Raw genomic sequence first — 12520 nt, 5'->3', positions numbered from 1 at the left:
TTTGACAGCCTCCATTGCGAACATCGTCGAGCGCCATGGAGAAACATTGAGCGCGCGGGGCCCAAATTATCGTTGCGCAATATTATGTTATGTGGTCGTCTGCTCTTTACGATCCTTGGGGGCGGAATGAATCTAATATCTTGGTTGGAATAAACGGAGCAGGTGTTGTCAGCCGCGAGCCGAATGACGATAGTGCTTCAGCTACCGACGTCAGTGCTCCGGTTACCGCGGCCTTCATCGTGGCAAGTTTCACCCCAGCGGCCGTTAGCGATTCCATTGCGACTGAACGAAGGTAAAGAAGGGCTGCTTGTGCAGTTGCGATCTCAGCGGGGTTACCAAAGTGGCTCAAAAAGTCTTCAAGCTCCGATGCGCCAGGCACAAGATTGCGAATACCCTCACGTGCGAATGCAACTCCAACGCTTTTTGGTGCCACTTTAAGAAGCGTCTCCATTGCAACGACGGTACCATAAAGCTTAGGACTGACCGCCATCGTGATCGTTCTACCTGACGCGGTTGGTAAAAGGACGGTTGGAGATTGTTGGTGACTGGCATCTGCCTCCCACTTCTCCATTGCTCTTGCAGCATAGTCACTCGTTGCAGGCACGCGAAACTTACTCGTTCCGCTAGCATCCACAATTGTCGCCGGTGTATTCGACTTCAAGCCGGCGATCTCAACCGTCCTGTCCTGTTCATATTTATCCATTCGCGCGAAAGTGTTATGGGGAGTAAAAGTATCTCCTTCAAACGGTTTGTCACCGATCGTCCCCTTGATCACAGGATCTTTGCGAGAATATGCCGCCGTCATCCGCTCTGGCTCCCCGGCTATAGCGGGGTGTAAGCCGGCCTCTTTAGAAGCCTGCACATCGGCGTGGTGATGGGCCTCAACCCCTTTTCCCGTAACACTTGTATTGCCCTGCGCAGGTTCACCACGCTTACTAGCCGCAGCGTCAGCCGCGCTGCTCCAGGCTCTGTTAGCGTCTCCCGTGTGCTTCTTTCGCTCTTTAGCCCAATTCTCGTTACCTGTCGCATGAATATTCTGCGACTGATATTGCGTGGAATTTTTCGGCTGGTCGGAAGACTGCGTGCCCGCTCGATCGACCAATCGAAGGGGGTTGCAACGCACATAGTTATATAGATTCAGTCCATCAACAGTCCCAGCAGGATCACAGCTCATCCACCTGCCGATCCATGGCATGTAGTACCGCGCTCCATAATAGTAAAGCCCACTCACTTCATCCCGCTCCTTCCCCGCAAACCGATACTGTTTGCGTACAAAGTTCCCGAAGCTCGTTTCGCCGTAGGGCGTAAACTCCTCCCGATTAACCAACTTGCCAGAATCGTCGATCACTAGGTTACTGCTGCCCAGGTGATCGCTCACCTGATACTTGACTGCAGGTGTGGTATCTCCAGCAAACGGATTTCCAATCCGAACCAGTGCAATCCGGCTCTGATTTTCCATGACATGCAGGGTATTGTTTTGCTCTACATTGCCGCCTCTAACGATGCGTTGATGTTCGAAGACGCCGTCGATATAAACTGTGACTTCCACCTGACCGCCTTGCTTGCGCACCAACTTTTTAACCCGCTGTCCGCCCGCGTCATAAAGATAATGTGCATGCACTGACGGTTCGCTGCCGGCCATCTGAACGCAGAAGATCCGTATCCGATCGGCATGGTCCCATTCGAAATGGCGCGAGGCGGTTTCCGCTGTCGTATTGCCATTAGCGTCGTATCGATAGTCGAAGGTGGTCGCGCCAACGTTCAGCTTGCTCAGTCGGTTATTCCCAGAAACTGGAACGAGATCGCGAGTAAACCCGGCGCCGTTTGCAAGATGCTTTATCTGTTCGATATTGCCCACCGCATCGTATCGATACAGTTCGGTATAGCTCCGCGTTTTCGTTAGATCGGTGCAGCGCGGTGCACCTTCCCAAGGAAAATCCGGCGGGCGATCGCACTCGCGGCCGGTGGCCGACCGCAAGCGATAGAAGGCGTCATATTGGAACTCGCGGTCCAAGACATCAAGTCCCGCCGCGGAGCCGTTGATACCGCAGCCTGGTGTCCGGTCTCGAATGCTGAGGATATTGCCAACGAGGTCATACTGGTAGGCGAATTCCTGGAGCGGAAGATTGGTTTGGCGATAAGTGAGATCCGCCGTTTTGCTGAAAGTCTCTGAGCACAGGCGCAGCAGGCGGAAAGTCCTTGCGTCATATGCATGCCGGGTCATGATGCCGTTGCCATAAGCGATCTGTACACGCTGGCGCTTGGCGTTGTAAGCAATGCGTTCGACGAACGCTTTGCCGTCCAGCGCTACGCTATCTAGCACTCCGGCGCGATTGTAATGGGGAATGAGCTTTCGCCGCTTGCTTTCGACATCCTCCGGATAAGTCAAGACTTTCGCACGATTAAGCGCGTCGTAATTGACGGCGGAAGCATAAGCGTTGTCCTCAAGGGGTACGGAGCCAGGGATATCCCAGTCTACGCGGAAGGCTTCAACCTCCCATCCCACCGGCGGACCACTGAACACCCCGAGGATTGCCACGTCGCTCACGACGCGCCGTGTCTTCTCCTGCAGGTTACCCTTGAAGTCATATGACTCGCAGGTGAGGAGCCCCGCCTCGTCATAGTGATGCAACAGCCGGCCCAAACGATTCGTAGCCCGGTTGTTTGCCCGGTCTGCCGCAGGTTGACCCGGGCCGCCGTCGTCACCGTATTCGAGCCGCTCGCGTAAGCCCAGTTTCTGCCCTTCGCCGTCCCGTGACCACAACCGGATTGGGCGGTTCAAGTTGTCGTATGCAGACAGGATCAGGGCACCCTTGCTGTCGCGCTGCTCGACCAAGCCTCCTGCCGCATCCATCAATGTTTGCCGCATCCCGGCGTCGATGCTCTCGATCCGGAGCTGGCGGTTTGCGTAATCGTAGATGTGGTCATGGAACGCTCTCCGCCCGAGCGCATCGAATATTGTCAAGACGTTGCCGCGAATATCGTACGTCCTGCAGGTAACCGATTCCTGGATCGGAGGAAGAGCGCCTCCCGCAGGCGCATCCCGGTTGCGCTCGACCGCTTTGACCGTGCGCCCCAAGGCATCAACAACGATGCTCGATGGAGTGTTCCAATGGTGTTGGTAGGCTGCCGATTCCACAGGATGGGTACGTCCGGCGTTGTCGTTGGCATCATAGGTATAGGCTTCCCAGGGAGTCGGTTCGAATCTGTCCGGGTTGTTCAGATCAGACACAGCGATGGTGCCCGGTACGCCGTAAATTGCCAGGTGCTCCGAACCATCGGGATTCAAAGTACGGGTGACATGGCCGCGCGGGTCATAGAACATCATTCCTTTTTGACCCAATCGGCTGTCTTCGGGACTCCCGTATTTCCAACCTTCGGAAAAGAATGGCTCATATTTCGCGACCACCTGGCCTTTGTTGTCGTAAATTTGCCAGCCGCTGACAACGACATTCGGTTTCGCGGTGTCCACGTTCCGCTGACCGAGTACATCGCCACCTGCACCGTCATCCTGGTTTGCAGGGAGCACGGTTTCGCCGCCACCGAAGTGCACATCGCCAAACCGCACTTCCTCACCTTGGGTACGCGTCTGCAGTAAGCGCCCGAAACCATCCGAGTATTTGACTGTGGTGATCGTGTCGTCGCGCTCAGGCTGGGGGACATCGCTTTCGGTGTCGTGGTGTATCTGACGGATGCAACGGACGAAGACCGGCTGACGGTTTGCAGCGGGACTGGTATCGTAGGCAAGAAACCCATACTCCATGCGCACGCTGGGGCGGCCTTGATCACCCTCGGTGGGTGTCTTACCTAAAACAAAGGTATTTTCGAGGAGCCCCAACGGCGAAAAGGTAAAGCGACTCTTATTGTCGTTGTGATCCGTGACCTCGCTTGGTTGCAGAACGCGGTAATCGTAAGTGGCCTGCAACGTCAAGCCAGCGGCATCGGTCACCTGCTTTGGGAGAAGCTCATACTCATCGTAAGCGATGAGCGTCCGGTGTCTGGTTGGGTCAACCGTCTCGTCGTGCAGTGGATCCAGCGTTTCCAGCACCAGGCCGCGCCCCACACCGGATGGATCAGTTTGAAAATCAAAGCGACGTCGGTTGGAAATGATGAAATAGCCTTTTAGGTCGGCGGGATCTGCGCTCCCGGTGTGGAAGATGTATCCGGCTCGCTGGGGCAAGAGCGTTCGGAACTCCGCCGGATATTCGGATGTCCAGGCGGGGTTGCCGGTAGGCTCCAGATATGGCGGGATCTCTGTACCATAGGCTTGTTGCAGAATGTCATCGGTGAAAGCCAGGCCTTCCGTCCGGGTAGCGGCGCCAAACCTGCCGATTTGACCGGACGGCAAGCCATCGAAGGCATTTCCGTCGTAATAGTTGAGCGTTTGTCCGATCAGCTTCAAGTCGCCGCTCGAATCCTTGAGGGCGGGCAGTTCGGTGACGGCTTTGCCGGAAGTGTTTGCAATTTCATAGGTGGTCGCCTTGGCGACGCGGCTATGGATATAGGTCTTGGCGTCATTGGGCGTCGCATAAAGGGTGCGTGTACGCGTAGCCAAATAAGGATCGACGGATTTGTCGTCCATCGTGCGCCAGCCCCGTGGACATGCGATCTGCGTTTGCGCGAGCGCTCTGCCAAACCGGTCAAACGCGCCTGCATCGTCGGTGTAACGGGTGAAGGAGAACTGCGTCATTGGGTCGTCGCCGCGTTCCCACTGGGTGACACGGTGACCAGTCTGATACGGGTAGAACACATGCAGGCGTTGCGTATCGAAGGCCGCCGGAGGCTCAATTTCGATCAACCCATAGCTCGATTCAGATACCGTATAAGGGCGATCTTCCCGGTCTGATCCATCGAGCGCATATAGTTCGGTACGTAGAACGCTGCCACGCAGAGTGCGCAACGCATCGCGTTTGACGCGGCGACCATCGGGCGTCAATGGCCAGCACTTGAGGAACTGGTTGACGGTTTCCGTGTGCCTGAGGAGTTGCGGATCCGCTTTCCAGTACTGGTCCGACCAATCGAGCTCCTGCCAGTCGCCGAATTCGTCTCCGACCGGTCCCTGGTGAAACCACGTTTTGCTGCATGTGGGAGGAGAGAAGTATTGCCGATCGACTTTGGCGAACAAGGCTGCTGCGCCATGAAGCCCGTCGCTGTCATACTTTTGAAAAGACTCGGTATCAAGCTGTTCCACCATCCCGAAGCCGCGAAACTCATATTCAGCGCCATCCCAGTGGCCGTTGTGATAATGGTATTCAGTATTGAGCTTGCCTTTAGAAAAATAGTCGATGACTTCGACGCGAGAAACGACATAAACCGGGAATGGCAAGCTCGTTTTCCATCGTGTTTCGGGGCGCTCCTGATCGTCCAGATAGGAACGTATTGAAGATGCGTACTCGACCTTCGTCACCGCGCCGATGTGGTTATCCATCTCGCCCAGGAGATAGGGCTTGAGGCCGTGTGTGAAATCGTGAAAGAACAGGTGATCGCGGGTCGATCCACTCGCGTCGCGACTCCACAGCACGCCACTGATTCCCGTGCCGAGAATGTCGACAAGGCGTACGGCATCCAAATTGGAGACCCGGGGCGTACCTGAAATGGTAATCGCATCGGACCACCGGTTGCCACTTTGGTTGATCCATAAAATGATCTCGGTATCTCCGACGTAGACCATGTCCGCCAAGCCGTCTCCGTCCACATCGCCGATCAGGACGCGTTTGGGGTCGTAGCCATTGGGAAACCGCGGACTATTCTCCATACGGAGCCGTTTCCCCCAGTTTCCATAGCCCAGGTTGGGCCAGTAATCGACGCTACCGTCGTGGACCAGGACGATATCCTGAAGGGCGTCACCCGTCATGTCAGCCCATTTGACGTGCGGATCGGAGAAGTTGACGTCGGGGAATATTTCGAGCGATTGTCGTTCCACCCAGCGCGTATTCTTCCAGCCTTCTATTGGGTCGTTAAAAAAGCATTCCAGACGACTCCCCGAGCGTATCGCATCGGTAACGCCATCGCCGTCCAGATCGACGAGCTTGACCTCGGGATCTTCGAGATTGAAGCTGGGCCCTTGTCGAAAACGCTGGAAGGATCTTCGATCCCACTGGCCGCCGAAGCGGAGCGGAAAGTATCCAGACTGCGAGGGAGAGGTAACCAGAAGATCGGTGCGACCGTCGCCGTTTGCATCGATCAATTGCACACCGGAGTCGGCCAGCGCGACGCCGGCGGGCGCGTCGTGCATGAACCGCGGCAAGTCGAAGCGGCCATTACCGAGATTGCGCCAATAGCGCATCGTCCCATTCATCTGGACGAAATCGGGCAGCCCGTTGCCGAAGAGGTCTACAAGCTCAAGATCGGGATTTGCCAGCGATTGTGCCGGTAAGTCTAATCCCTGGAGGGGGAAGAATCCGCGTTTTTCTGGCTCGAAACGGGTGTACTTAAATTCGAGCGGCGGCAGCATTTCCGTCCTGGCGTCGTCGTGCCCGGTGACCTTAACAAGAGAGAGCAGGGAAACCCCATTTATGGGGAGCGCGGCACTGAGTTCCGGGCGCTGATCGAGATAGATGAAATCGTAGGATCGGACGTCCCGATCCGTTCCGGCATGGGTGCGAACGACAATGCGGACGCATCGTTTGCGGGTGCGGATCTCGAAGCCGGATCGATATTCGGAAAATGGATCAAGTTTGACGCGTTCTTCGTACTCGAACGTCACTGAGACCAGGAATTTGCGCACGCCGCCATCCAGATAATCTGCATAGCGGATTTGGTTCAGGTAATTCTGATCCCATTGATGCGGTCCTTCCTGGCCGCTATCGCGCTCGTAATCGTATTCAATGCGGTTGCCGAACGGATCCTCGGTACGCGTGAGCTTCCAGGCAAAGACATCCTTGCGGACAGATGGATGCGCGATAACCGCCGGGTCGTGACCGAGCGATGCCTCGGTGCCGTAAAAACTCACTAGACCGTCTCTGCTCCTGACTTTCCAATAAGCGTTGACTACGTCGTGGTGGTAGAAAATCTCTGCGAACAAGCCTTCGGTACGGGGACGATAGAAGGCAGTTGCTCCGTCCTTGCTCACCTGAACCAGGTCTTCCGCCCCGGACAGGATGAAAACGTCTTTTGAGTCATCGTAACGAGGTACACGCCTGGAAGTCTTGCGGACAACACCGGGTATCTCCAGATTCCAGCCGAGCCCGTATGGGCCGTTGCCATGACCTGTGCTGTAGACCAGGTTCAGTTGAGGTTGAAGGCCGTTGCGTCCCGGAGGGACAGCGATCGGAACCGTAAAATTGCCGGTACCTGTATGGAGATCAGGCGAGAACTTTTCACCAATATCGTGCAAGGCACCGCCGCCTTTGGGCAGCACGATGACACTGGAAGCAGCATCTCCCATCGGCATTCTCCCTTGCGCAGAAACCGTTCTCGCAATGACTGTATCGAGTCCGGCTTAAAAACTTGGTAATGCCGTTTGATGCCCTTTTCCGTTTCACTCCAAAGATAGGTAGCAAGAAGGCGAAATGCAAGGGAACCGTTTGGATTCCCTCAAATAGCACGGGCCGGATATCTGATTTTTCTTAATGAGTGGCGCACTCGGTCCTGTCTCGCTGCTACCCCGCCGAAAACCGGACAAAAATCCGTGGCGGGGAAGTGTTGGAGCGCAACACTTCCCCGCATTGTTGACGAAATCAGGCTTCGGGGCACCCGCGATCGAAGCGATGCTCGCGTCCTGCCGCATCATCGCCCCTTCGGCTTGATCTACTGGCTCACCGTGTTGCCGGAGCCGCCGATCTGAGCGACCTTGTTGTCGTTACCCGATACGTTTGCACTCTGGCTGATGCCCGTCGCAGTCTGCGATTCGCTTATCCACTGCTTCAGGAACGAGACGAGCTCTGAGTCTTCCAGGAGCGCCTTGCGCAGTTGCATCTTCAAGGCGCCCTGCGCATCAGGGTTATCGGGTTGCTCGGCCAAATCATCCAGTGCTTCCTTCGCCCCTTGGCGGCTCAGCCGCTGCTTGAGGCTATCGAACAGCGTGCTCGCTGAAGACTTGCCAAGCTCCTCAGCACCTTTTTCAACGGCTTTCTTGAGCAGCGGTGTCAGCAGCCCGACGGCCGATGAAGAGAGCGCGGTTAGAGTTGTGGCATCTAACATGATTTACTCCTCGTCAGTGAAGTACGGCATTAGCGGTGCGATAAGCTCAGCGTCGGGTCCTCGCCCGGAAGACTCACAGAGCTGAAGATAGTAGTCGAGCAGCGCCCCCATCAAGCGCGCATGAGCATCTGGCAGGTGCAAAAGCGCGGGCGCAAGGGTGGCAACGGCTTCACGGGCAACCGGCAATGCGGACACAGCGTCATAAACCTCACGGGTCTCAAGCGACAATACGAACAGTGAGGTCGCCAGAGCCGGCCGGAACACCTCGGGCCGCTCGGTGGCGAGCGTGCGGTAAAGCTCGGCCGCTTGCTGCGCGGTCTGCAAGGCGGGCTCGTGCTGCCCCAGCTGAATGAGCCCGAGGGCAAGGTTGTTCAGCGACATCGCCAGATCCGACCCGAACACGTCGGGGCGCTCGGCGGCGAGCACGCGATAGAGCTCGACCGCTTCCCGCGCGATCGGCACAGCGGGCTCGTGCCTCCCTAGCCCATTGAGCCTGAGGGCAAGGTTGTTCAGCGACATCGCCAGATCCGACCCGAACATGTCGAGACGCTGGGCGGCGAACTTCCGATAGAGCGCGACCGCTTCCTGAGCAACCGGCAAGGCGGGCTCGTGCCGCCCAAGCTCACTGAGCCGGTTGGCCAAGTTGTTCAGCGACATCGCCAGATCCGGCCCGAACACGTCGGGGCGCTCGGTAGCGAGCTCCCGATAGAGTTCGAACGCTTCCTGCGCGATCGGCAAGGCGGGCTCTTGCCGCCCCAACTCACTGAGCCGATTGGCAAGGTTGTTCAGCGACAGCGCTAGATCCGGCCGAAACGCGTCGGGGTGCTCGGCGGCGAGCGCGCGGTAGAGCTCGACCTCTTCATGCGCTGCCTGCAAGGCGCGCTCGCGCTGCCCCACCAACGCTAGCCTGATGGCCAGCCCACTTAACGAAGCAGCGCGCCGGTATGGCAACGCCTCCTCCCCCGCTGTGCACAGCGCGTGCACCCGTTCGGCCACGCGCAGATTCACATCTCGCAGAACCACGCTATCCATCGGCAGGCTCGCGTCTAGCGCGGCGAGCTCAGTGCAGTTTTCGCCAAGCGCGTCGATGATGCCTTCGAGCCAATGAAGTGGAGCGCGCGAGTGCTGCGCGAAGTCCTGTGCGCAGCGGATAACCGACTCGGTCACCGGCCGGCCGAAGGCCGCATGACAACGCAGCACGGCCAATGCCCCTGCGTCTTGCCGCATCGTACGCATGACCAGCGCTTCGCCAATCAAGTCGGGCAGCAGGGGTGCAATGCCATTGATGCGCGGCAGCGCTAGTTCCAACAGGTCGGCCAGCACGGCAGGGTCGCCGCCGCTGGGGCGGTTGATGGCGGCTTTCTCGCTCGACGCAAAGCGCTCAAAGTCCTCGCGGCTCATGCCCTGCGCGAGCGTGACGCAGGCAGCTAGATGTTGCACCAAAGCCGGATCGAGCGAGCGTGGCTGCGCCAATTGCTGCAACCGATCAATCTCGCGCTTGGCGAGCGCATCGGCAAGATCGATCCGTCCGAGCGCCAGCGCACTCGCGTGACCGACCTTGATCATTTCGAACGCGCCCATCATCAGGAACAGTGGATCGCCGCCCCACGCGAGTTGCATCAGCTTGTCGCGAAAGGCGTCGTCATGCATCGGCAGGTCGATCAACCGATCCGGACTCGCCTGCGCCAGCATGTTGTCGAGTAATGCTAGGCGGTCACCGACCCTCGTGATCGGCCGAATCGATACTGGCTCAGATGGGTCCAGCAACGCACGCTTGCTGGTCACGCCCCACCCGCCCGAGGCGAATACCGTAGTCCACCAGCCCGTCTCGGTAGTCGCGTGGCGTTCGAGCAGCAGCAGTCGCAGCACGTGTTTTGGCGGCACCGCACGGTCAGTGAGCTCATCGAGCCACTTGCTCAATAGCTCAGCGTGTTCAGCCGCGTAGTCCACCACGATCAGCGTCGGATTCTGCCAACCCCAGTCGCTGAGATTTTGCTGACCGAAGAACCGATGCAGCTCCGTGCGCGTGACAAAGCCCGCATTCCAGCCGTCGCTGCTCGCCTGCTCGCACAACTCCAGCGCGAGCCGGGTCTTGCCGCTACCCCCGCCGCCGATGAGGACGCGGGCCGACATCGCGCGCAAATCATTCAGGAACGTATGCAAACTGGCCAGTTCCATCTCCCGACCGAGCAGCGGCGTCGAGCGCGTGTACGGACTGAGTCGATCCAGATCCTGCCGAATCTGCCGCCGCGCGACGTAGCGCGTGAGCGTTAGATGCGGACAACCCGCCGTGACGGTGTTGCCGTCGCCCACGATCTGCACGACCGAGTTGCCCGCGCCAACGATGCTCGCGTCCTGCATGTTCCGCCCCCGTACTCCCGACCGGATCAAAAATAGCGCTAGTTCGAAACTATAGAAGAGAAAACTCGGACCAGCGAGCGATTTTCAAGACGTTATGCCGGCTTGATCCACCAAGCCGTTGCGATCTGATGAAACTGGTGTCATTCGTGTGTTGCGGAAACTTCAAACCGAGTCCGACAGGAGAGGCCATTGCACCTGTCCGACCTCCGCCTTCCACATGCCCAGAACGACGAACTCGTCCCCTTCGGCGATGTCGTCGAACCAGTCCGCATGTCGGGTCCAGATACTCGCCTCTACACTGATACCGTGTTCCGGATCGTCAGCGTCGGCAACGTACTTCGGTATGCGCAGATTGATGACATGCTTCTCTCGACCACCAATGAGAGGACTGCGCCTAGTTCTGACCACGCGATGCAGGGCGATAGGATGTTCGACAGTCTGCAGTGACACGGCGCGAAACGCTTCCATGTACCGCTCCGATTCGTAGTCGAAGGACGGCCATGGCACTACGGTATACCTCAGGCACGAACTGGCCCATTCGCTTGCGTCGATGCCCGGTGCTGCAGGCATTCTGCCTGCGCTTTACACCAATGCTGGGATGCTTCTCGCCTCACTTGGCAGGCCCATGCCACCGGCTTTAGGCAACCGCAAGCCGTAACACGTCCTAGATCCACCTGCGCGCCGGCGTATGTTGCCGGCTCCCTTGCCTTTCTCGTCAGCACGCATCCGGCTCGCTCCCGGAGGGGCGTGCTCGCCCATCTTCAGGAGAATCCGATCATAAATCAGGCCACGCGCCTCAAACCCTTGTTTCATCTCGGCAAACTACTTATTACGCCCGCCGCAATAGCGGCACTGCGCGTGAATAACGTCCCCGTCATCAGCGTCATCTGCAATCGTCATCGTCTGGTCATTACACGATTGCATGCGCCGTCGCGGTCGTTTTCGTGCGGATGTCCGGTACTGTTCCATCAAGAGTCACTCGTCTCTCCCCGGGTCAATAGTCCGCTTAGGGTCGCGAGTTCGCATTGACGGACGGCGTGACCGGTCATTCGAGACAGGCTGACGTGCGAACGGCCGGAAAGCGGCGGTCAGCCGCCTGACCAATGCCGATGCTCGAATGACGGCAAAGGCCGACAAGCCGACCGAAGACTAATGCGTTGGAGAGTAACGAGCAAATCACGACTTGGCTTCCCGGTCTCTCAATCGCGCAAGCGCACGCTTCCGTCTGGCAGGACGGGATGTTGCGCTTCCCATTCGCGACGAGTTTTCGCCAATTCCTCTGCAAGCAATTTTTCGTCAGGAAGGACCGTGTGGTACTCCGCAGCCAGCACCTTGTTGGGCAGGCCGTCGAGCGCATAGCGTGCGATCGCCTCGTTGGTTCTTGCACACAGAATCAGGCCGACCGGCGGGTTCTCGCCGGGCAGTGTCCAGTGTTCCTTCGCGTAATTGCAGTACATATGCATCTGACCGACATCTGCATGATTCAGCTCGGTCAGTTTGAGATCGATGATCACGAGACAGCGCAGTCGTCGATGAAAAAAGAGCAGGTCTACGCGAAACCAGCTGTCGCCGATGCGCAACCTTCGCTGCCGCCCTACAAATGTGAAATCGCCACCCAGCTCAAGCAAGAAATCCTCGAGCCGGTGGATCAGGGCGTCTTCGAGGTCGCTTTCCGAATACTCATCCTTCAGGTCAAGGAACTCAAGAACATAAGGGTCCTTGATCGCTTCTTCAGGCTTCATTGTGTCGCCCGGATTTGCGACGACGCCCTTTTCGAGCATTGCGCGCTTATCCTTGGACATCAACGTGCGTGTGTAAAACTGGCTGCCGATCTGGCGTTCGAGTTGTCTCACGCTCCACCCGCCACGCAGCGCTTCACCTTCATAGAACGAGCGCTCTTCAGGCGATCGCGTCCGTCGCATGGTAATCCGCCCGTCCAGTAAGCGGGATCAGAAGTAGAATTTCCAGCAAAGGGAGTTCTACGCAATGAAGAAGTCGAAGTTCACAGACAGCCAGA

At 57.7% G+C, this 12520-nt stretch carries 4 protein-coding genes and 1 pseudogene; all 5 read right to left on the bottom strand.

Annotation, left to right across the window (positions count from 1 at the left end; translation table 11 throughout):
* Positions 1-106: 106 nt before the first annotated feature.
* On the bottom strand, positions 107-7387 hold the full coding sequence (locus NOV72_RS29205) for a SpvB/TcaC N-terminal domain-containing protein (protein ID WP_181291185.1): 7281 nt from the start codon (positions 7385-7387) through the stop codon (positions 107-109).
* A gap of 362 nt (positions 7388-7749) precedes the next feature.
* Positions 7750-8142, bottom strand: coding sequence for a hypothetical protein (locus tag NOV72_RS29200; RefSeq protein WP_106858005.1), 393 nt, complete (start codon positions 8140-8142; stop codon positions 7750-7752).
* A 3-nt stretch (positions 8143-8145) separates the two neighbouring features.
* The gene (locus NOV72_RS29195; protein ID WP_106858004.1) at positions 8146-10503 is read right to left on the bottom strand and encodes a tetratricopeptide repeat protein; all 2358 of its coding nucleotides are present in this window, start codon (positions 10501-10503) and stop codon (positions 8146-8148) included.
* Between the two features lie 162 nt (positions 10504-10665).
* The gene (locus NOV72_RS29190) at positions 10666-10971 is read right to left on the bottom strand and encodes a hypothetical protein (protein WP_106858003.1); all 306 of its coding nucleotides are present in this window, start codon (positions 10969-10971) and stop codon (positions 10666-10668) included.
* Positions 10972-11702: 731 nt separating this feature from the next.
* A pseudogene (locus tag NOV72_RS29180) lies at positions 11703-12401 on the bottom strand (PDDEXK nuclease domain-containing protein); the annotation flags it as partial.
* Positions 12402-12520: the final 119 nt, after the last annotated feature.

The organism is Caballeronia novacaledonica (assembly GCF_900258035.1).
Lineage (GTDB): Bacteria > Pseudomonadota > Gammaproteobacteria > Burkholderiales > Burkholderiaceae > Caballeronia > Caballeronia novacaledonica.
The sequence above is the reverse complement of the archived record's forward strand: the minus strand, read 5'-3'. Positions and strand labels throughout refer to the sequence as shown.

Excerpts from the sequence above, each read along its gene's own strand:
- NOV72_RS29205 (WP_181291185.1), bottom strand. The coding sequence starts at position 7,387 with ATGGGAGATGCTGCTTCCAGTGTCATCGTGCTGCCCAAAGGCGGCGGT.
- NOV72_RS29200 (WP_106858005.1), bottom strand. The coding sequence starts at position 8,142 with ATGTTAGATGCCACAACTCTAACCGCGCTCTCTTCATCGGCCGTCGGG.
- NOV72_RS29195 (WP_106858004.1), bottom strand. The coding sequence starts at position 10,503 with ATGCAGGACGCGAGCATCGTTGGCGCGGGCAACTCGGTCGTGCAGATC.
- NOV72_RS29190 (WP_106858003.1), bottom strand. The coding sequence starts at position 10,971 with ATGGAAGCGTTTCGCGCCGTGTCACTGCAGACTGTCGAACATCCTATC.